The following is a 20,391-nucleotide window of genomic DNA, read 5'->3' on the forward strand; positions in this document are numbered from 1 at the left end:
TTGACGTGCCACATGGTCGGTTCCCCCTTCATTTTTGGTCTCCCCGCGACAGCGGGGAGCTAAAACGGTACAAGTGAGACATAAGTCACACAATACGAACAAAGAGGGAACAGAAACCACCGCATTAAGGATGAGTGGACAATTGTTCCATAACCGCCATGACCTTCTGTCGTAACCAGCTATGGCCGGGGTCGGCGCTTTGATCCCGGTGCCAGTACAGATGTAACTCCAGCCCGGGAATGTCCACCGGCAAGAACTCGGTGTGCGCCCCTTTCGGCGCCAGCTGACGAGCCAGCAGCTCCGGCAGGGTCAGCAGCAGGTCGGATCCCATCACCGTGGACAACGCGGCCTGATGATGCTGACAGCGCAACCGGATGTGACGCCGATAGCCCAGCCGCGACAACCCGAAATCCTCCATTCCCGGGCCCTCGCGGCGGGACGACACCAGCACGTGCTGGGCGGCCAGATAGGCGGGCAGGTCAAGATTCCCGGCCAACGGATGGCCTTCGCGCATCAGCACCACCAAGGGCCCCTGCATGACACGCCGATGCTGCACCGACTCCGGCAACGGCAGCAGAATATCGGTGGCCAGATCAAGGCGGCCGCTGGCCAGCTCCGTGGCCAATTGCCGGCGCGGCACCGTCATTGACTGCAGGCGTATGCCCGGGGCCTCGTCCACCAACGCGGAAATCAGCGGCGGTAACAGACACCCTTCCAGACCATCGCGCAGCCCGAGCACGAAGGTGCGCTCCGCCTCGCCAAGATCGAAGCCCCCTTCATGACTGAGGCAGCGCTGCAAGCCTCCCAGCGCGTGACGCACCGGCGTCACCATGGCCCGGGCCCGGCTGGTGGGCACCATGCGCGCCCCCTGCCGCACGAACAGCGGGTCCTCCAGACGCTCCCGCAATCGCGCCAGAGCGTGGCTCACCGCCGGCTGGGTGAGGTTGAGTACCCGCGCCGCCCGGGTCAGGGACCCTTCCGTGTAGATGGCGTCGAACACCACGAACAGGTTCAGATCGAAGCGCGAAACATGCATGAGTTTTATCCGGAATTATTTCAAATATTCATTCGATTTATTGAAAACCGATACCTAGCATGAGGTCAATGGTTGCTGCGTTCGCTGGCACCGGCGCCAGCGGACTCCGGGAGAGTACGCAATGCCTGTGATTTATCTGATCCGCCACGGCCAGGCCAGCTTTGGCGCGGAGAACTATGACGCCCTGTCCGACAACGGCTGGGAACAAAGCCGGATCCTTGGCCGCCATCTGAGCGAGCAGGACCTGGGCGCCCCTCAGGCGGTGTGCGGCTCGTTGCGCCGGCACCGGGAGACCGCCGAAGCCACACTGGAACAAATGGCCCTGCCGAAGGAATGGCAGACCGATCATGGTTTCGACGAATACGACCATAAGAGCCTGCTGCACGTGCACTGGCCGGAGTCCGCCGATCATCAGGCGCTGTCCGCCTGGCTGGCCGAGCAGCCCAATCCCCGACGCGCCTTCCAGGCCCGTTTCGAGGAGGCCCTGCAACGCTGGCAGCGCAACGAAGATGACTATAAGGAAACCTGGCCGGCATTCCGTGAGCGGGTTCTGGCCTCGCTTTACAGCCTGGCCAATGGCCTGGAACGTGGTGATTCCGTCCTGGTGTTCACCTCCGGCGGCGCCATCAGCGTGGCCATACAGCATCTGCTTGAACTGGCCGATGATGCCTTGATCACCTTCAATCGCGGCCTGGTCAACACCAGCGTCACCCGTCTGCTGGTCAATGCCGGCCGCCTGCGTCTGGCCACACTCAACGAGCACCTGCACCTGCGCGGCGAGCTGCTTACCTATCGTTGATTGCTATGAAAAGGCATGGAAAGGCCCGCAGGGACTGGCGGGCCGCCACGGTTAGCGGCACTATCCCTCTACCGCTCCATAATCCACTGGCACGCTTACTGGCCCGCACGACGAGACCACTGTAGCTGTAGGAGCCAGCCCTGCTGGCGAATACCCAACACAGGAGGGGTGAATTCGCCAGCAGGGCTGGCTCCTACAGCGGCTTCGCAGGCCACCGGCACTTCAAGGCGTATAAGGACTCCCAATGCCGCACCGCAAAACCATCCTGATTACCGGCGCCAGTTCCGGACTGGGCATGGGCATGGCCCGGCGGTTCGCCGCCATGGGCCGCGACCTGGCCCTCTGCGCCCGGCGCCTGGATAAACTGGAAACCTTGAAAAACGAGCTGGAACAGGCACACCCGAACATCACCGTGGCGATCCGGCCACTGGACGTGAACGACTACGAGCAGGTCTTCGACGTATTCCGCGCCTTCAAGGCGGAGTTGGGTCAGTTGGACCGGATCATCGTCAACGCCGGCATCGGCAAGGGACAACCGCTGGGCACCGGCCATTTCCACGCCAATCGCCAGACCGCCGAGACCAACTTCGTCGCCGCCCTGGCTCAGTGCGAGGCGGCCATGGAAATCTTCCGCGAACAGAACAGCGGCCATCTGGTGGTGGTGTCTTCCATGAGTGCCTTGCGCGGCCTGCGTAAAAACATCAACACCTACTCCGCCACCAAGGCCGGCGTGGCCGCGTTGGCCGAGGGCCTGCGCATGGAGATGCTCGGCAAGCCGATCAAGGTGAGCACGATCTATCCCGGTTACATCCGCACCGACATCAACGCCCAGGTGAAAAACGCGCCGTTTATCGTCGATCTGGAAACCGGCTGCCGGCAGTTGGTGGAAGCCATCGAGAAGGAACCGGCCAAAGCCTACGTACCACGCTGGCCCTGGGCGCCGCTGGGTTTTGCCATGACGGTGCTGCCGTTGTCGGTGGTCAAACGGATGACATAAGGCGACAGGATGGTCATCAATCATGTCTAGTCCTGGAATAGGTTGACACCTCAGTCATATTTATTCGCTGGGTAGCGTTGTTCTACGGAAGGGTATTGCTTCATGCTCGGCATTTTTTTAAGACCGAACAATCGCAATAAAACTGGCATCAAACACAGAACAATAAACGTTCCAAACGCAAGGCCGAAGATAATCGAAACAGCCATAGGAATTAGGAATTGCGCTTGTTCAGATGTTTCAAGCATCATTGGCGTTAGGCCAAGGCACGTTGTCAGGGTTGTTAGAAGAATGGGGCGCAAACGGCTACATGTTGCTTCGGTGATTGCTCTGACATGCGGCACTCCTTGCATACGAAAACGGTTATAAGCCGTAACCAATACCAAAGAGTCATTCACCACCACCCCGGACATTGCAAGAATACCGATGATGGAGATAATGGAAATGTCATATCCCATCAGGATATGCCCCCATACAGCCCCAATACACGCAAACGGAATGACAGAGAGAACCAAAAGCGGCTGCACATAAGAATTGAATCGCAGCGCTAACAAAATATATATAATGCAAAGCGTAATAAAAAACCCATTACCCAATATCTCCATTGATCCATCGGTTTCTTCTTCATCTCCGGCAAATTTAACTGTGAGTCCAGGATACTCCGCCAGTATTTGCGGAACCAACCTATCGTCCAATACATCCTCCACAGCATCATCGCTGGCCCCGATCATAATATCGGCTGTCACAGGGTAAATGCGCTTTCCATCACGGCGAGTAAGCGTAGTGGTGCTTCGTTCGGATGTGATTGTGACAAGCTCGGTTAGTGGCACTAAAGATCCGCCAGGTGTTTTAATCAGCGCATGATCAAGGGCGCTGCGTTGCTGGCGTTCTTTTTCAGGAAGGCGTACCATCATCTTAACATCGTTACCGTTTCGAGAAATACGCAGGGCTTCTGCGCCATAAAAACGATGCCGGACTTGCCTTGCAATATCACCTGCCGTTAATCCCATTTGTAAGGCATTATCTTTAAGTTTGATCTTTAATTCAGGTTTGCCAGCACGCAAACCATCATCAATTGCCGTTAGACCGGCAACAGATCGCATACGTTCACCTAGTTTCAATGCAGCTTCACGCGCTACAGCTTCATCCGGATGGAAAAGCTCTATTTGAATCGGTTCTCCACCGGTTACGTTCGTTTCACCGGTAAAGGTCAATGCTTCAAGCCCACCGGGATCACCAAATCGTTCTTGCCATTGCCGCGCAAATTCTATTCCGTTTATCACCCGTTCATCTTCGGGCGGCAGAGCCGCCAGTGCTGATATATAATGTGATCCAGCCAGAGATTCCGATTCAATTTCTCCTTCATCAAGACGCACACCGATTAAAGAGAAAATACCGGGTGTTCTCATGCCTGATTCTGCGAATACGGCCTGCGCGTCCTTGACCATTTTGTCCTGAATGGCAATGGACTGTGCCTTTGGTGAACCATAGGGCAGTGTTGCATGGGCAATAACCGTGTCAGATTGCACAGGCGGGGTAAAAATGAAGCCAATCATGCCGCCGACAGTTGCAGAAAACGTAATAAACAATAGGGATAAGGCCAGACAAAGTATTGCCGTCGGGCGTAACAATATCGTACGGACAAAGCGGCGGAACGTTTCACGGGTAAAATTCTCCAGCCATGCATTGACCCTTTCCTGCGGACGGGACAAAGTTTTAAGCCAGGGACGTTGGGGGTTACCCTGTGCCAGATGTGTTGAGAGAACAAAAAGGCATTCAATCAGGGAAACCAGCAAGACCGACACTACCACAGCCGGTATTTGCTCCATCATCGTTCCCATTGGCTTTGGAATAAAAAACATAGGCATAAAGACAAGCATGGTTGTGCTGACCGCCAGCAAAATCGTCACGCCCATTTCTTTAAGCCCTTCGACCGCAGCGCTTAAATTATCCATGCCCTTACTGCGATTGGTGTGGATGGCTTCACCCAGCATAATGGCATCATCTACCACCACGCCAATGGTGACGATAAAGGCAAACAATGAAATCTCGTTAATCGTTGCGCCAAACAGCGGCAAAAGCATCAACCCGCCTAAAAGCGAGGTGGGAATCCCCATCATCACCCAAAATGCCAGGCGCGGTGTGAGGAAAAGAGCAAGCACGATCATCACCAGCACCAGCCCTAAAAAAGCGTTATCAATGAGCAAGCTGAGACGATCACGATAGGTTTGCGCGTCATTTTCAAAAATATCTAAAGAAACGCCCTTGTATTTCCGTATGGCGCCAGGCAGGTAATCTCTGACAACTTCTTCAACTGAGGTTGGCGTTTCCACTCCGGCTGTAAAAATGTCAATCTGAATCGCCGGTTTGCCGTTATACCAGGATTCAATCGGAGAGTTTCCAAAGCCGTCTTGTAACGTGGCGATATCCGAAAGCCTTAGAGGTAAGCCTGTCGCTGTTTCCTTGATTATAATATTTGAAAATTGGTGCGCCCATTCGCGGCGCTCATTCGTACGCAGTCCAATATCAACCTGCGGCGTATAAATCGTGCCACCGGCTAAATCCTGCGCTGTATCTCGAATGCGGAGGGCAACATCTTCCAATGACAAACCATGTGCGCGTAGCGTTTTTTCACTGATTTCGGCTGTGATTTCTTGCTCACCCGGTGCTGCCAGTTGAACTTTGGTTAATCCTTTCTCGGTAAGAAGATCATCGCGGATATTTTCTGCCGTTTGCCGCAACCAGAGCAATGGCTGGTCACCAGATACGACCAGCGACATAACTTTCTCAATTTCCGCGGGGATGCTTACAACCGGTTTTTCTGCATCTACTGGGAAGGTTTCGATACGGTCTATGGCATTTTTGATATCACCCAGCATTTGATTGGGATTGGCACTCCGAAGCAATGTCAGTGTGACAGTGCCCAATCCTTCACGTGCAACCCCCTGAACCTTTTTGAGACCGTCCATGCCTCGTACAGCATTTTCAATCGGTAGCAGAATGGCGGTTTCAATTTCCGCAGGTTGTGCTCCGTTAAATGCGACAGATATTTGCACGGTTTTAGATTGGGTCGTGGGTAAAACTTCCTGACGGATTGATTGTGCGCTTAACAAGCCGCCAACAATGAAAACAGCCATCAAGATATTGGCAATCACATGGCGCTGTAGAATGTTTTCTAATAATTTATTCATAACGCATCACCCTGATTCCGTTTGGTTTCAGGTAAGCGAAGCTCCATACCTTTTAGGGGCGATGCGATATGAGAGAGGATAACCTGCGCACCGTTTTCCAGCCCGTTAGCAACAAAGATCCGTTCGTCATTTTGCGCAGCAAGTGTCACTGAACGAATATCAAGCATACTGTCGGCTGTAAAAATCCAGACTGTGTTATTTTCTCTTAACGCGGCTTTTGGTAAAGCGATAACATTTTGAAACTCAAGACCGGGAAGGGTTACGGCAGCATAGTATCCTAACGGCAAGACCACATCGGACACGGATACCAAAGCCTGTTTTTGTCGCGTGTCCGGATCAATTTGCGGCAAGACGGCTTTAAGGGTTGCCGGATATGCCTTGTCGTTGATTGTAACTGTGGCTTTTTGCTTTGTAGCATCAACGCCATAGTCAGAGGGAAAAGATGCGGTGATATGATAGCTGTCTGTACAGGCTATACTCAGCGCAATTGTGCCGTTTTCCGCATATTGTCCGGCAGCGATATTTTCTTTTATGATTTGACCGTCACAAGGCGCGTTAAGCGTTGTGCGTTCCAAATCAAGCTCTGCCTGTTTTAATTGCGCCTTTACCATACTCAGTGCCGCCTCTCGCTCTTTTAATTGTGGCTGACGAAGAGCTAAAGCGTTGCTTTTTATGGTGCTGTCATTTTGCTGCAGCAACTTATATTCTGCACGGGCAATCTTTTGCTGTCCTTTTTCAATTTCAAGGGCTTGCATGGCTTGTTCATAAGTGGCTTTGGCTTCGGCTAAGCGATTTTCAAAATCACGGGGATCAATGGTAAATAAAACATCCCCCTGTTTGATGGCTGCACCTGCGACAATATGATCAGAAACCGAAACGATAGAGCCTTCAACTTGCGGACGAATATCAACTTGTTCGCGCGGCTCTACCAATCCCCAGGCCGGAACATCAAGCTGTGTTGTACTGCGTTGCGCTTTTATGACCTCAACCGTCAACGGTTTTGAAAGCAAACCGGTAGGCAGCTCATCCTCTTCGTTAGCCATCAGCAAAAAAGCTATTATCAAGCCTGTAATCAGAATCGCAGGTGCTAGCCAGCGTTTATGTTTCGGGTATTTCATTCACATTCCCTTCTTTTAAATGCCACGTAGCACCAAAGGCTTTCAAGATTCTTGCCCTGTTGATCAACAAGTCACGTTGCAGATTAATTTCATGTCTATGCAGGTTCTGTAGATTTTCCAGCGCACTCAAAACGCTTAAATAATTCTCTTGCCCGTTGACGTAGCGCAACTTGGCTTTGCTCACGGTTTGCTGGGCGATAGAGATTTCTTCGCTCAGTAAAGTTCTCTCTTTAAACAATGCCTGTTCGCTGCTTAATCCGTTCTCAATATCCTTCACAGCAACCAACATGGATTGTTCAAGATCCGCCAGGGCTTCTTTAGCCATTGCCTCACGGCGTGATACTTCGGCTTTGCGCCGCCCAGCATCAAAAATCGGTGCAAGCAAACCGGTGGTAAAACTCACAATTTTTCCATCACCGATATTGGAAAGTGTATTGCCTGTAATACTGTAATTCAGTCCGATAGAAAGCTTCGGCAGACGGTTGGCAATCTCTGCGGCAACATCCTGATCTGCCACCAAAAGAGCAAGGAATGCTGCCCGAATATCGGGACGACTTTCCATCAGTTCTTTGGAGGTAGGCAGAGAGGAAAACGGGTTTATATCTGGCCATATTTCAAGCGGCAAAGCCTGTCCATCAGGAATTTGCCCCAGCAAAACATCATAGGCGTTGGCAGCATTGATCTTATCGGCCTGAACAGAAGGGATCTCGCGTTTGGTTGCCGCTAAACGCCCACGCTGTTGGAGAACATCAAGTGCGCTTCCTTGCCCTTGTTCAAGACGCAGTTCGGTAAGCTCTAAAAATTGTGTATTTGTTGTTTTTTGTCGCTGTAAAATCATTTCCAGCTTGGAGGCTGTGTGATGAGCGATCCAGCTTTCCACCAAAACAGTGCTTAAATTAAGTGCTGTTTGATCAACCAGTGCTTTTTGTTCTTCAAGACTGAGGCTTGCTGCTTCTTTTTTTGCACGTAAACGCCCCCAGATATCCAATTCCCAATTCAGCGCCCCCCCAAAGCCAATGGCACTGCTTGTCTCCGATGATCCGCCATCCTCTTTTTCTCTTTTGCGTTCAAAATCAGTTGTGGCATTGAGGCTAGGGAACAGATCAGCCCGTTCCATACCATAACTGGCTGCGGCTTGTTCTACTCGCGCACGGGCAGCTTCGAGTTCGAAATTTTCCGTATTAAGGGCCTCAATATCCCTTCGTAAAACCGAATCACTGAAAATTTCTGACCAATATATCGAACCGGCATTCACCGTTTTATCGGCACTAAAGAAATGTTCTGGCATACGCGCAGAAAAATCAGGCCGATCCGTGGCTGAAATCACGGAACATGCCGGTAATAGTAAGAGACATATAGATAAGGTCGCATATTTTAGCATCATGACTTAATTCTAACGAACGCTTCCTCACCATTGGGTGAGCAAAATATTAATTCTTGGAAAGGTTCCATGTTTTGAGTGAAGTGCATTTATAATTTTGCCCACTCTATATTTATCAAACGGCAACCAACGCCTAATAACCGACTCGTGAATGACGCCGGTTTCCAGTGCGGAGGAGAAAAAATAAAGAAGTGTTAGATTAGAATGTGTAGGCAAATCCCACACCGGCACTAAAGAACCCTTCATTATCAACAATCGGGGAATCTTTGGCATCGCCTAGCAATCTTGTATAGCTGACAAAGGTCATGGCAGACCAATTCTGTGTAATTCTGTAATTCGCTTCCAATTCAATGCCGTAGCTTTCAAGGCCACCACCGGCATCATATTGGCTGTAAGTCGCAGAATTTGCAGCTTGTGATGCAGATACACCGTAAAAATTCTGGGTGTACTTATCATCGGCATAGGCGATAAACGGTGCTACACCGACAAACAAGCGGTCTGTCACAGGCGCATCAACGCCAGCAGAAAGTTCGGCAGTGAAGCCATCATGATCGCCAAAAGCTTTTGCGACCTCAAACTCGACTTCAAAAAATCCGATTTCACCTTCGGCGAAAAGAACGACTTCTGCTGCCCCATCGATATCACCCAGCCCATCTAGTTCTGCTCTGGCATCTGATTCTTTCCGACCTTCAGCATATCCTACAGCAACACCCAAAGCATATTCAGGCTCATCTTCCGAGCGCAGAAGGTACGCGCCCAAGCCTCTTTCAAAATTCAGAAAGTAACGATCTTTGTATTCAATGTCGACATAGGGAAAAGCATCAAACTCTGTTTTATCAACACCTGGAGAAACAGGGCCATACTCACCGCCGATTCCGATTGTCACATCCCAATCTTTCCAATTGCGTGTTCCCATTTCTTCCTCACCGTGTTCGTATGAGGAATTTCTCCAGCCGAGTTCCTCGGCATATGCTGCGGCACTTCCCGACATTGTAAAAGCCGCGAACGAAGCCACCATAAGCTTTTTCATAGCACCTCCCTATCATTGTTTAGTTAGCCTTCCACCCGCCCAAAATACTTTAAAGGGCGATTGAACAATTACAGCTTAGATGGTTGCGTCTAACTGACAGGTTGAGAGCAAATTAAGGATTGTTAATGTTAGAAAAGGCGTAACTGTCCGCCCAACCCCACCTAATAATTGGTCTTCCAAGTCGTTACATTCTGAGCTCCCCAAAAAGCCGGAGATCATCATGAAAAAACTTGTTGAAGAGAAGACTGGAGAAAGCACAAAAAACCCGAACCCGTTGATGGCGAAGGTATAGAACGCTCCGGCGAGGTGATCCGTTTGAATCAGATAACAGCGGCCGTCGTGAATCATGCTGACCGCATATCCTGGCGAGTAAGCTATGCGCTGCTACATAAAGTGATCGATCTTAGGCCTGAATGAATGGCCATGTGGTGTTGCTCGGACAGTTACGAAAAGATCACTGTGACAGATAAGCCACAGGGAGTATGGTCTTCCAAAGAAATTTGCGCTTTGTGTAAATCCATGACGGCCTTTACAAGCGCCAATCCAAGGCCGTTTCCAGGCGCATGGCGGCTGGCTTCCACGCGGTAGAATCGCCGAAACACTCGTGTCTTGTCTTCATCAGGGATGCCAGATCCTGTATCTGTTAATACGATGTGTATTTTTTCATCCTTATTGAGAGCCCGAATCGTAATATGACCGCCTTCAGGAGTAAATTTCATCGCATTTTCAATCATATTGGAAAACGCCTGAAACAGAAGATCTTTATCTCCCGTTATATGGGGGATAACCATAGGCAAATCCATATTCAGCGTAATATTTTTTTCCTGTGCCAGCAGCGTATAATATTCATACAAATCATTTAAAAGTGCCTTCAGATCAACGCTGCAAAATGCTGAACGTCGCTTTCCATGTTCGATATTGGCAATCCGCAAAAGAGCATTAAAAGTTGCAATCATGCGGTTTGTTTCATCAGCGATATCATCAATGCTAACATCGCTTTCTCCTTTTTTGAGAGCCTCGATATGATGACTTAACCGTGTTAAGGGGGTACGTAGATCATGAGCGATATTGTCTGAAACTTGTCGTATTCCCGCGACCAAATCTTCAATGCGCCCCAACATGTTATTAAAAGTATCGGCAAGCGGCTTAAAATCACCCGTTGCGTGCTCAGTAGGAATACGCGCAGAAAGCTTTCCTGTTTTAATAACCGTATCTGCTGTTTGATGAATCAAGCGCATGCGCTTCAAAATCATGGCTCCCATCAAAAACCCGATAAGCGCCATCATGAAAACCAAGGCAGTTGTAATCCAGGCCACCCCCATAATAGCCGCTTCAAGAGTTTGAAACGCATCAACATCGCGCCCGACAAGCAGACTCATACCGTCACCCACTGTGAGCGTTTTGGCTAAAACATCATAATGCGGAAAAAATGCATCTTTTTGTTCCGGTGCATTGCCAATCACCTCACCATAAGGGATATCATAAAGAACAAAATCACCGTCTTGATCCTCCATAACGCTAGGCACTGTATACAGGTTGCCTGTTATGCGGTTTCCATTTTTATCACTCAGCAAATAAAAACTGCCGATATCTGGGCTTTCCAGGCGCTGCTCAACGGCCTTACGAAGTGTCGCCTCTGGATTTTCGGAGAAGTCATAAACATCACTAAAACCGTGAATATCGACCTCTAACGCGGCTTGTGTTTCCGTATAAGTATTGCCGTGATAAGCGATATACAAAAAGCTGCCCGCCACACAAGCCGCAATGATCAATACGCCTGTATAAAGAATGGCCAGATTGCGAACATTGCTAATCCATGCGCCGAGCTGCATAAAAAATCCTAATTTTCTCTAAAAATATAGCCAGAGCCGCGCACCGTTTTTATAAAGGATGCTTTTCCCTTATCATCAATCTTGCTGCGGATGCGGCTGATATGTACATCTATCACGTTGGTTTCCGGATCGAAATGATAATCCCAAACCTGTTCCAGCAGCATTGTGCGTGTCACCAATTTACCTCTATTCCGCATGATATATTCCAGCAAACGAAATTCACGTGGTTGAACTTCTATGGCCTGGCCGTTCTTTGTGACTTTATGTTTCAGCAAGTCCAATTCCAGATCCGCGACCTTAAGTATGGTATCTGCTGACTGTCTAGGGTTATGGCGTTTGGCAATAACCTCAAGTCGTGCCATCAATTCGGAAAATTGAAACGGTTTAACCAGGTAATCATCTCCGCCGGCCTTTAACCCGTCTACCCGATCATCAACATCCCCCAATGCGCTTAAAATCAACACAGGGGTTTGGATTCCACTGGCGCGTAGTGTTTTTAGAATCGTCATGCCATCCGGTGCAGGAAGCATGCGATCCAGAACAATGGCGTCAAATTCTTCCGTTGTAGCCATAAATAGACCATCACGGCCAGAGTCCGTCTGCTCTGTCGTATGGCCATGTTCGCTTAATCCTTTCAGGATATAAGACCGAACCGTTTCATCATCTTCTACAACTAAAATGCGCAACAGAACCTCGCGTTCTTTCATTTTAATCCAGGAAACCTCTGAATAATTTCCCGATTTTGTCATAATATCCAAAATTTCCCGAGAGCACCCGACCATGAATCAAATCAGCTTTGCCGAAGCCGAGTACAACTACAAAAAGAAGAAAATCCGGCGCGAGAAGTTTCTCGAGCAGATGGACAAGCTGATCCCCTGGAAGCGCCTGGAAAACCATATTCGACGCTATTATCCCAAGTCAGGGAATGGCCGCCAACCCTATCCGTTGGAAGTCATGCTGCGTATACATTGTATGCAACTGTTCTACAACCTGAGCGATTGGGTATCACATCGATTTTCCTTTTGTTTGATTTGAACAGAAAATCAAAGGATAAAGGCTTCCGGCTTTTCTCGGGGTTGCTGACACATTAAATTTTGTTAATGATAGCCTCCCCGAATTTCCGCCTATATTTGTGCTGAAAACCTTATTCAGGGGCACATCGCGATGCGCCCAGGTAAGCGCCGCCAATTGGATGAAGACTCCCTGGAAAATCGAATTGAGCGTGTCAACTCTATTCAGGACGGGTGGCCACAAAAAAGGGCGCCTCGCAGGCGCCCTTTTTTCGTCGGGAAGGTTGTCGATCAGCTCTTCACGAACTCCGGGTAGGCTTCCATACCGCAGTCCACCAGATCCATGCCTTCGTACTCTTCTTCCTCGGTGACACGAACCCCCATCACCGCCTTGAGGATGCCCCAGACGATCAGGCTGGCCACGAACACCCAGATGAAGATGGTCAGGGCGCCGATGATCTGACCGGAGAAGGACGAGTCACTGTTGGTGATCGGCACCAGCAGCAGGCCCAGCAGACCCACCACGCCGTGCACCGAGATGGCGCCCACCGGGTCGTCGACTTTCAGCTTGTCCAGGGTGACGATGCTGAACACCACTAGCACACCACCGAGCGCACCAAACAGGGTCGCCAGCAGCGGTGTCGGCGTGGACGGCTCGGCGGTGATCGCCACCAGCCCGGCCAGAGCGCCGTTGAGCAGCATGGTCAGGTCGGACTTGCCGAACAGGATACGGGCCACGATCAGGGCGGCGATGGCGCCACCGGCGGCGGCGGCGTTGGTGTTCATGAACACCACGGCCACGGAGTGCGCGTTGGCGGCGTCACCCAGTTTCAGCACGGAACCGCCGTTAAAGCCGAACCAGCCCATCCACAGGATGAAGGTACCCAGGGTCGCCAGCGGCAGGTTGGCGCCGGGAATGGCGTTGATCTGCCCGTTGGCGCCGTACTTGCCTTTACGCGGACCGAGCAGCAGCACCCCAGCCAGAGCGGCGGCGGCGCCGGCCATGTGCACGATGCCGGAACCGGCGAAGTCGGAGAAGCCCAGGTCGCCCAGGTTATACATACCGAAGACGTCGGCACCACCCCAGGTCCAGGCGCCTTCCAGCGGATAGATCAGGCCGGTCATGACCACGGCGAACAGCAGGAACGCCCACAACTTCATCCGCTCAGCCACGGCACCGGAAACGATGGACATGGCGGTGGCCACGAACACCACCTGGAAGAAGAAGTCGGACGCACCAGAGTAAACGGAATCACCATCGAAGCCGTTCTCCGCGGAAGCGGACAACACGCCACCCAGATCGAAGTCGGTAATGCCTTTCAGAAAGATGCCACCGTCGTACATGATGGCGTAGCCGCACACCATGTACATGGTGCAAGCGATGGCGAACAGCGCCACGTTCTTGGTCAGAATTTCAGTGGTGTTCTTGGCGCGTACCAGGCCCGCCTCCAGCATGGCGAAGCCCGCGGCCATCCACATCACCAGTGCGCCACAGATCACGAAATAAAAAGTGTCGATGGCGTACTGCAATTCAAAGATTTGGTTTTCCACGTTGCAACCCTCCGAGAAATAAAAACGTGTCCAAAAGCCTTGGCATGGGTCGATTCAGCACACGTTCTAAAACTTCTTAAATGGCATCCTCACCGGTTTCGCCGGTACGAATGCGAATGGCCTGCTCGAGATTGGTGACGAAGATCTTGCCGTCACCGATCTTGCCGGTGTTGGCGGCCTTGGTGACTGCTTCGATCACCTGGTCCAGGCTGCCATCGGCAATGGCCACTTCGATCTTCACCTTGGGGAGGAAGTCGACGACGTATTCCGCACCACGATAGAGCTCGGTGTGCCCCTTTTGGCGGCCGAAACCCTTGACCTCGGTAACGGTGATGCCCTGAACGCCGATCTCGGACAGTGCTTCACGCACATCATCCAATTTGAACGGCTTGATAATGGCTGTAACCAGTTTCATTGCTATCTCCTCAACGCTCTTAACGCGTCCGGTAACGTCCGTTTCGTTTCAGGCCCCTCTTTGGTTCCCGATCCATCCACTTGCGCGAACGCTCTGACCCATCTTGTGCACGACCCATGCCAGTTTTAAAAAGTCACGCTTTCTCAAAGGGTTACATCGCCGACGCGGGCCACGCTCCGACTCCGCTGCGGTATAATAGTGCACCGACTTGGAGCGCGTTCCATTTTGGGGCACGGCAGTCAGTGCCGCACAACCCCGACCTGGAGTGATACCATCACGCCGACTGAACGCATAGTGGAGCCTACGGCCATGCAAAGCCAACCCTTTATCGATCGACTAATGGCCGACATTCAGCGGCGCCTGCCCGGGGATCCGGGGCAGCTGCGCGACGATGTGGAACACAGTATAAGGGCAGTGCTGGGCGAAGCGCTGGCGCGGCTGGATTTGATCAGCCGGGAGGAATTCGATGTGCAACAGCGGGTGCTGGAACGCACCCGCGAGAAGCTGGAAACGCTGGAAAAGCAGGTGGCGGCGCTGGAGCGCGCCGCGCAATCAGACGAACAATAGCGGTTACCCCAGCGTCGCCGGGGTAACGATATTGAAGGAAGACTGGAACTGATCGAGCATGCTGAACAGAGCCGCCACCTTGGCCTGGTCCCCGGCCACCGCCAGCCGACCGTCCTGCATGCACTGCGGCAACGTCAGTTTACCCAGACCGACTTGATCCAGGTCGGCCTTGCCCATGGTGACGCTGGCGTCGGCGTTATCATGGCGGTGCCCTTCCAGATAGGTGAGCACGCCATTGCGCACGGTCAGGGCGAAGTCCTGATCCAGATCCGGGAAGTGCCAGTTCAGGGTCATCGGTTGTGACGCGGCCTTTTCGCTGTCCAGCCGGATCGCCAGCAAGGAAAAGAAAAACGCCGGGGTCAGCGCCCGCACCAGATCCGGTGCTTGCCCGCCCGGCACCCGCTTGACGCCCTTGCGCAGTTCCTGGGCACCGGTGAGGTAGGCGTTGCGCCAGGTAGTGTTCTCGCACTGATACCCCAGTTGTTCCAGGGTATCCGCCTGCAATTCCCTGGCGGCGGCGTTGTCCGGATCAGCGAACACCACCTGGTTGACGATCTCCGCCACCCAGCGATATTCACCGCGTTCGAATTCCGCTCTGGCTTTTTCCAGTACCGCTTCGGCACCGCCCATCCACTCGATGGTACGGCGGGCGCTTGCCACCGGCGGCAGCGGATTCAGGTGGGCCGGATTGGCGTCGTAGAAACCCATGTAGCGTTGGTAAACGGCGCGCACGTTGTGGCTTACCGAGCCGTAATAATCGCGGGCATGCCAGCGTTGCGCCAACGGTTGCGGCAGACTTTTGATGTGCTCGGCGATGTCCATCGGCGTCAGGCCGTGGTTGAGCAGGCGCAGGGTTTCGTCGTTGAGGAAAGCGTACATATCACGCTGATCAGCCAGGTACTCACGGATATTGTCCGCGCCCCAGGTGGGCCAATGGTGCTGGGCAAACAGCACATCACTGCGATCCCCATAGCGGGCCAGGGTCTGGCCGAGATAGTAGGACCAGATGCGCGGATCACGGACCAGCGCGCCACGGATAGTGAGGATGTTGTGCATGCACTGGCAGGCGTTCTCGGCCACGCACAGTGCCCGCCATTGCGGAAAATACAGGTTCATTTCGGCCGGGGCTTCGGTGCCCGGGGTCAGTTGGAATTCGATTTCCACACCGTCGATGGTGTGGGTTTCAAACGCCTCGCTGATTTCATCGGTGGGCGCGATCAGGGTCACGGTACCCCGGGATGTGCCCTTGCCCAGACCCGCGTCCACCTGACCGCGCGGCCCCTTCGGCAGCAACCCGCCATACATGTATTGTGCACGGCGGCGCATGGCCGGGCCGGCGTAGACGTTTTCGCTGACGGTCTCTTCCATGAACCCTTCCGGGGCGTATACCCGTACCTTGCCGGAGTGCACCTCCTCTTCGCTGATCACCCCTTTCACGCCACCGAAGTGATCCACATGGCTGTGGGTGTAAATCACCGCCACCACCGGACGATGCGGACGGTGCTGGTAATACAGTTCCAGCCCCGCCTTGGCGACCTCGGCGCTGACCAGCGGATCCATGATGATCAGGCCGCTATCACCTTCGATGATGTTCATGTTGGAAAGATCGAAACCACGCACCTGATAGATGCGCTCGCACACCTGGAACAGGCCGGTGTGGTTATTCAGACGCGCCAGCCGCCACAGGCTGGGGTTTACCGTATCCGGCGCTTCCTCGCTTTCCTGGAAATCATAGGCGCGGAAATCCCACACCACCCGGCCATCCTCGCGACGCACCTCGTCGCCATCGAAAGTGGCGATAAAACCGCGCCGGGCATTCTCGAAATCGGTTCTGTTCTCGAACGGCAGGCGATCCCGCCAACCATGATTGCAGGCAATAGTAGCGGGCTGGGCGGGCTTGGATTGATCACACATGGGGATTCTCCGGGCTGGGCAGGGTGCGCCCTGTTGTACGCCGGCGTCCGCAATGTTACAAATGCATAACATTTATTAAATCAATGCATTTATCGCATTCATGAATCTGCGCCGGCTGGAACAACTGGTGGCCCTGGCCGAGGAACGCTCCTTCGTCAAAGCCGCGGAACGCACTCACCTGAGCCAACCTGCCCTGACCCGTGGCATCCAGAACCTGGAACACGAGCTGGGCATCCGCCTGTTCGACCGCACCTCCCAAGGCGTGGTCCCCACCGCCGCCGGCCAGCAGTTGATCAACCGTGCCCGGCGGGTGCTGTTCGAAGCCCGCGGGCTGCGCCGGGACGCCGACCTGATCCGCAATCACGAGATGGGCGAGGTCCGCTTCGGCGCCGGCTCCTACCCTTCCGCCATCCTGCTGCCGGACGTGCTCGGCACCCTGATGAGCGAATTCCCGCACCTGCAGATCAAAGTGGAAGTGAACGACTGGGCCACCCTGCTGCGTAAAGTGGAAATGGAGGAACTGGATTTCGCCGTGGTGGAACGGCGCACCGTGCCCCACGACTCCGCCCTGGAAAGCCAGCCCCTGTCGAAGGAGGCCGCCGGCTGGTATGTACGCCGGGGGCATCCCCTGGCGGATGGGAGAGCGGTAGCCACACGCGATCTCGGCGACTATCCGCTGGTGTCCGTGCCGTTGCCGGAAACCGCCCGCAACCGTCTGAAACGGCGGCTGGGCCAGTCCCCCGGAGAAGCACTGGCACTCAGCCTCGAATGCAACGACCTGGTGACCCTGCGCGAGGTGGTGACCCGTACCGATGCCGTGCTCAGCGCCACACCCTCGGTCTGCCGCGCTCAGGTGGCAGCGGGGCGGCTGGTAAGACTGAACATTCAGGACAGTCATCAGGAAGTGGAACTGGCGGTGGCGCGCCTGGCCAACCGCACCCTGTCGCCGGCGGCGCACAAGGCGCTGTCACTGATCCAGGCCTGGGCGGACCAGCACTGACCCGCTCCGGGTCTTTTTCCTACGCGCGCCGACGACAATATCGCACCCACCGTCACCGCCCTGGCTGACAGCCATCCCGGCCCCATTGCCCTACCCTGAACCGCATGAACATTACCAGCCTGCTCAGCCGCGCCAGTCAGGGTATCGATGCCGTTCCGGTAACGGTGGAAACCCATCTGGCACCGGGATTGCCCGGTTTCACCATCGTCGGCCTGCCGGACACCGCGGTACGCGAGAGCCGCGACCGGGTCCGCTCGGCGCTGGTCACCAGCGGCTTCGAGTTTCCGCAACGGCGCATCACCGTCAATCTGGCACCGGCGGACCTGCCCAAGGACGGCGGCCGTTTCGATTTGCCCATCGCCCTGGGCATCCTGTTGGCCAGCGGCCAGTTGGGGCGGGTGGACATCGACGGCCACGAATTCATTGGCGAGCTGGCGCTGTCCGGCCGTCTCAATCCGGTGCCGGCGCTGTTGCCCGCCGCGCTGGCCTGCGCCGACGCTGGCCATACCCTGGTGGTGCCGGCGGAGAATGCCGACGAGGCGGCCCTGGCCGGCGCCCACACCCTGGCGGTGACCTGCCTCAATGATCTCTGCGCCCATCTGCGCGGCGCCACGCCCTTGCCCTGCCACCCCGCCCCGGACATCGACCGGCAAGCGGCCCCGCACCATCCCTGCCTGGCCGATGTGCGGGGTCAGATCAGTGGCAAGCGCGTGCTGGAAATCGCCGCCGCCGGCGGCCACTCCCTGCTGCTGTGCGGCCCTCCGGGGGCCGGCAAAAGCCTGCTGGCGTCACGACTGCCGGGCCTGCTGCCACCACTGGACCAGGCTCAGGCCCTGGAAGTGGCGGCCGTCTACTCGCTGCGCGCCAGCCGGCCGGCGGCGCACTTTCTGCAACGCCCCTACCGCAGCCCCCATCACACCACCTCCGCCACCGCCCTGGTGGGCGGCGGCGGCCGCCCACGGCCGGGAGAAATTTCCCTGGCCCATCATGGCGTGCTGTTCCTTGATGAGTTGCCGGAATTCGAACGGCGCGTGCTGGAGGTACTGCGTGAACCGCTGGAGACCGGCGAGGTGCACATCGCCCGCACCGCCCAGCAATTGACGTTCCCCGCCCGCTTCCAGCTAGTGGCGGCGATGAACCCCTGCCCCTGTGGCTATCTTGGCGACCCCGAGCGCGGCTGCGGCTACCGCTGTGAAAAAGCCCGCCGCTATCAGGCACGCCTGTCCGGGCCGCTGCTGGATCGTATTGATCTGCATCTGGATCTGCCCCCACTGCCGGCGGCGGAGCTGCTGGCAGGCCAGCCCGGGGAAAGCAGTGAACGGGTACGCCAGCGCGTGATCGCCGCCCGCCAGCGGCAACAGCAACGCCAGAACCGGCTCAACCGGGATCTGCCCACCGATACGCTGGAAGCGATACTGGCGCCGCACCGCGCCTGGTTGATCGAGACCATGGAGCGGCTTGGCCTGTCCGCCCGCGCGCTGCACCGTAGCCTGCGGGTGGCCCGCACCATCGCCGATCTGGCGGGCACGGACCGGGTGGACCGCGCCCATCTGAGTGAGGCGCTCAGCTATCGGCGGAACCAGGAAGGCTGACGCCGGCGGCGCGGCGCAACGGCCGCCGCCAGGTTTCCGCCAGGATCACGCCGGCCAGTGTCAGCCCGCCGCCGATCAGATGCGCCCAGGTCAGTTGTTCGCGCAACAACACTGAAGCGATCACCGCGGTGAGCAGGGGCATCAGGTTGAAGAACAGGCTCATGCGGCTGGGATCGAGCCGGGCAATCCCCTGCATCCACAACAAGGGCGCCACCATGGAGGCCAGCACTCCGGCATAGATCACCAGCGGCACCGCCTCGACACTGGCGCCCTGTTGGGGTGACAGCAACAGCAGCGGAAACAGGGCCACCAGCGCCACCAGCACCTGCAGATACAACAGCAGCATGGCCGGCAAGGGCGGCTGCCAGCGTTTCAGCAACACGCCATAGACCGCGTAGGCGAAGGTCGCCAGCACCATCAGAGCGTCGCCCTGATTAATGCCCCGGGCGACCAGAGCGGCGAGGTCGCCGGATGAGACCACCAACACCACGCCGCACAGGGAGATCACCGCGCCCACCAATGCCCCCAGGGTCAGAGGCATGCCCAGCAAGGTCGAGGATAAAGCCAATGCCATCAACGGCATCAGCGACAGGATAATGCCCATGTTGGTGGCGCTGGTCATGGTGGCGGCGTAGTAGGCCAGGGTCTGGTACACCGCCATGCCCAGCAAACCGAGCACGATGATACGGGGAATCAGCGGCTTCACCTGGTGACGGAAACGCCACAGTCGCGGCGCCATCAGCGGCGTCAGCAACGCCCCCGCCAGTACCCAGCGGTAAAAGCCGATTTCCGCCGGGAACAGCACGCCCACCGCCAACTTGTTGACCACGTTGTTGCCGGACCAGATCAGTACCGCCGCCAACGGGAGCAAATACGCCATACCACGGGCCTCCATTTCTCGAGGCGCCATTATGGCGCTGTCTGAAACAAGCCTTATACTCCCATTCAGACAACCCACAGG

17 protein-coding genes are annotated in these 20,391 nt (G+C 55.0%); 6 read left to right on the forward strand and 11 right to left on the reverse strand.

What is annotated here, in order from left to right:
• Window positions 1–124: 124 nt before the first annotated feature.
• Window positions 125–1,036: a LysR family transcriptional regulator gene (locus tag B5T_RS20720; RefSeq protein WP_014996484.1), complete on the reverse strand. Its 912-nt coding sequence runs from the start codon at window positions 1,034–1,036 to the stop codon at window positions 125–127.
• A gap of 121 nt (window positions 1,037–1,157) precedes the next feature.
• Here B5T_RS20720 and B5T_RS20725 point away from each other — a divergent pair, with 121 nt between their 5' ends.
• Both B5T_RS20725 and B5T_RS20730 read left to right on the forward strand, forming a co-directional pair.
• Window positions 1,158–1,835, forward strand: a complete 678-nt coding sequence (locus tag B5T_RS20725) for a histidine phosphatase family protein (RefSeq protein WP_014996485.1) — start codon at window positions 1,158–1,160, stop codon at window positions 1,833–1,835.
• 244 nt (window positions 1,836–2,079) lie between these two features.
• Complete coding sequence (locus B5T_RS20730; RefSeq protein WP_014996486.1) at window positions 2,080–2,832, forward strand: SDR family oxidoreductase; 753 nt, start codon at window positions 2,080–2,082, stop codon at window positions 2,830–2,832.
• A 50-nt stretch (window positions 2,833–2,882) separates the two neighbouring features.
• Here B5T_RS20730 and B5T_RS20735 read toward each other — a convergent pair whose 3' ends face one another.
• The 6 genes from B5T_RS20735 to B5T_RS20765 all read right to left on the reverse strand — a co-directional run bounded on the left by B5T_RS20735 (window position 2,883) and on the right by B5T_RS20765 (window position 12,088).
• Window positions 2,883–6,020, reverse strand: coding sequence for an efflux RND transporter permease subunit (locus B5T_RS20735; protein WP_014996487.1), 3,138 nt, complete (start codon window positions 6,018–6,020; stop codon window positions 2,883–2,885).
• Entirely contained in the window at window positions 6,017–7,138 is a 1,122-nt protein-coding gene (locus tag B5T_RS20740) for an efflux RND transporter periplasmic adaptor subunit (protein WP_014996488.1), read from the reverse strand. The genes B5T_RS20735 and B5T_RS20740 overlap by 4 nt, the downstream gene beginning before the upstream one ends.
• Window positions 7,119–8,522, reverse strand: coding sequence for an efflux transporter outer membrane subunit (locus tag B5T_RS20745; RefSeq protein WP_014996489.1), 1,404 nt, complete (start codon window positions 8,520–8,522; stop codon window positions 7,119–7,121). The genes B5T_RS20740 and B5T_RS20745 overlap by 20 nt, the downstream gene beginning before the upstream one ends.
• Window positions 8,523–8,718: 196 nt before the next feature.
• The gene (locus B5T_RS20750; RefSeq protein ID WP_014996490.1) at window positions 8,719–9,549 is read right to left on the reverse strand and encodes a MipA/OmpV family protein; all 831 of its coding nucleotides are present in this window, start codon (window positions 9,547–9,549) and stop codon (window positions 8,719–8,721) included.
• A 443-nt stretch (window positions 9,550–9,992) separates the two neighbouring features.
• Window positions 9,993–11,381: a sensor histidine kinase gene (locus B5T_RS20760; protein ID WP_014996491.1), complete on the reverse strand. Its 1,389-nt coding sequence runs from the start codon at window positions 11,379–11,381 to the stop codon at window positions 9,993–9,995.
• An 8-nt stretch (window positions 11,382–11,389) separates the two neighbouring features.
• The gene (locus B5T_RS20765) at window positions 11,390–12,088 is read right to left on the reverse strand and encodes a response regulator transcription factor (protein WP_237740375.1); all 699 of its coding nucleotides are present in this window, start codon (window positions 12,086–12,088) and stop codon (window positions 11,390–11,392) included.
• Between the two features lie 73 nt (window positions 12,089–12,161).
• Between B5T_RS20765 and B5T_RS20770 the strand changes: the two genes are divergently transcribed.
• Window positions 12,162–12,416: an IS5/IS1182 family transposase gene (locus B5T_RS20770; RefSeq protein WP_014996493.1), complete on the forward strand. Its 255-nt coding sequence runs from the start codon at window positions 12,162–12,164 to the stop codon at window positions 12,414–12,416.
• Window positions 12,417–12,682: 266 nt separating this feature from the next.
• Here B5T_RS20770 and B5T_RS20775 read toward each other — a convergent pair whose 3' ends face one another.
• Together B5T_RS20775 and glnK are read right to left on the reverse strand one after the other, a co-directional pair.
• The gene (locus B5T_RS20775; RefSeq protein ID WP_014996494.1) at window positions 12,683–13,942 is read right to left on the reverse strand and encodes an ammonium transporter; all 1,260 of its coding nucleotides are present in this window, start codon (window positions 13,940–13,942) and stop codon (window positions 12,683–12,685) included.
• Window positions 13,943–14,018: 76 nt separating this feature from the next.
• Window positions 14,019–14,357, reverse strand: a complete 339-nt coding sequence (glnK, locus tag B5T_RS20780; protein WP_014996495.1) for a P-II family nitrogen regulator — start codon at window positions 14,355–14,357, stop codon at window positions 14,019–14,021.
• A gap of 309 nt (window positions 14,358–14,666) precedes the next feature.
• On the opposite strand from glnK, the gene B5T_RS20785 reads away from it, so the two are divergent.
• Entirely contained in the window at window positions 14,667–14,924 is a 258-nt protein-coding gene (locus tag B5T_RS20785) for an accessory factor UbiK family protein (RefSeq protein ID WP_014996496.1), read from the forward strand.
• Window positions 14,925–14,927: 3 nt separating this feature from the next.
• Here the strand turns inward: B5T_RS20785 and B5T_RS20790 are convergent, their stop codons facing one another.
• Window positions 14,928–16,838 carry an alkyl/aryl-sulfatase gene (locus tag B5T_RS20790; protein ID WP_014996497.1) on the reverse strand — a complete coding sequence of 637 codons (1,911 nt, stop codon included), beginning with the start codon at window positions 16,836–16,838 and terminating at the stop codon, window positions 14,928–14,930.
• A 100-nt stretch (window positions 16,839–16,938) separates the two neighbouring features.
• Between B5T_RS20790 and B5T_RS20795 the strand changes: the two genes are divergently transcribed.
• The gene (locus tag B5T_RS20795; RefSeq protein ID WP_014996498.1) at window positions 16,939–17,838 is read left to right on the forward strand and encodes a LysR family transcriptional regulator; all 900 of its coding nucleotides are present in this window, start codon (window positions 16,939–16,941) and stop codon (window positions 17,836–17,838) included.
• Window positions 17,839–17,942: 104 nt separating this feature from the next.
• Window positions 17,943–19,430 (forward strand): YifB family Mg chelatase-like AAA ATPase, encoded by a 1,488-nt coding sequence (locus tag B5T_RS20800; protein ID WP_014996499.1) that lies wholly within the window; start codon window positions 17,943–17,945, stop codon window positions 19,428–19,430.
• Here B5T_RS20800 and B5T_RS20805 read toward each other — a convergent pair.
• The gene (locus B5T_RS20805; protein WP_014996500.1) at window positions 19,402–20,310 is read right to left on the reverse strand and encodes a DMT family transporter; all 909 of its coding nucleotides are present in this window, start codon (window positions 20,308–20,310) and stop codon (window positions 19,402–19,404) included. The genes B5T_RS20800 and B5T_RS20805 overlap by 29 nt on opposite strands.
• Between the last annotated feature and the right edge of the window lie 81 nt (window positions 20,311–20,391).

It is taken from the genome of Alloalcanivorax dieselolei B5 (genome assembly GCF_000300005.1).
Lineage (GTDB): Bacteria > Pseudomonadota > Gammaproteobacteria > Pseudomonadales > Alcanivoracaceae > Alloalcanivorax > Alloalcanivorax dieselolei.

What these genes read in the sequence shown, in the direction of transcription:
- B5T_RS20720 (WP_014996484.1), bottom strand. Translation starts at nt 1,036, where the DNA reads ATGCATGTTTCGCGCTTCGATCTGAACCTGTTCGTGGTGTTCGACGCC.
- B5T_RS20790 (WP_014996497.1), bottom strand. Translation starts at nt 16,838, where the DNA reads ATGTGTGATCAATCCAAGCCCGCCCAGCCCGCTACTATTGCCTGCAAT.
- B5T_RS20735 (WP_014996487.1), bottom strand. Translation starts at nt 6,020, where the DNA reads ATGAATAAATTATTAGAAAACATTCTACAGCGCCATGTGATTGCCAAT.
- glnK (WP_014996495.1), bottom strand. Translation starts at nt 14,357, where the DNA reads ATGAAACTGGTTACAGCCATTATCAAGCCGTTCAAATTGGATGATGTG.
- B5T_RS20805 (WP_014996500.1), bottom strand. Translation starts at nt 20,310, where the DNA reads ATGGCGTATTTGCTCCCGTTGGCGGCGGTACTGATCTGGTCCGGCAAC.
- B5T_RS20760 (WP_014996491.1), bottom strand. Translation starts at nt 11,381, where the DNA reads ATGCAGCTCGGCGCATGGATTAGCAATGTTCGCAATCTGGCCATTCTT.
- B5T_RS20740 (WP_014996488.1), bottom strand. Translation starts at nt 7,138, where the DNA reads ATGAAATACCCGAAACATAAACGCTGGCTAGCACCTGCGATTCTGATT.
- B5T_RS20800 (WP_014996499.1), top strand. Translation starts at nt 17,943, where the DNA reads ATGAACATTACCAGCCTGCTCAGCCGCGCCAGTCAGGGTATCGATGCC.
- B5T_RS20795 (WP_014996498.1), top strand. Translation starts at nt 16,939, where the DNA reads ATGAATCTGCGCCGGCTGGAACAACTGGTGGCCCTGGCCGAGGAACGC.
- B5T_RS20725 (WP_014996485.1), top strand. Translation starts at nt 1,158, where the DNA reads ATGCCTGTGATTTATCTGATCCGCCACGGCCAGGCCAGCTTTGGCGCG.
- B5T_RS20750 (WP_014996490.1), bottom strand. Translation starts at nt 9,549, where the DNA reads ATGAAAAAGCTTATGGTGGCTTCGTTCGCGGCTTTTACAATGTCGGGA.
- B5T_RS20770 (WP_014996493.1), top strand. Translation starts at nt 12,162, where the DNA reads ATGAATCAAATCAGCTTTGCCGAAGCCGAGTACAACTACAAAAAGAAG.
- B5T_RS20765 (WP_237740375.1), bottom strand. Translation starts at nt 12,088, where the DNA reads ATGAAAGAACGCGAGGTTCTGTTGCGCATTTTAGTTGTAGAAGATGAT.
- B5T_RS20730 (WP_014996486.1), top strand. Translation starts at nt 2,080, where the DNA reads ATGCCGCACCGCAAAACCATCCTGATTACCGGCGCCAGTTCCGGACTG.
- B5T_RS20785 (WP_014996496.1), top strand. Translation starts at nt 14,667, where the DNA reads ATGCAAAGCCAACCCTTTATCGATCGACTAATGGCCGACATTCAGCGG.
- B5T_RS20745 (WP_014996489.1), bottom strand. Translation starts at nt 8,522, where the DNA reads ATGATGCTAAAATATGCGACCTTATCTATATGTCTCTTACTATTACCG.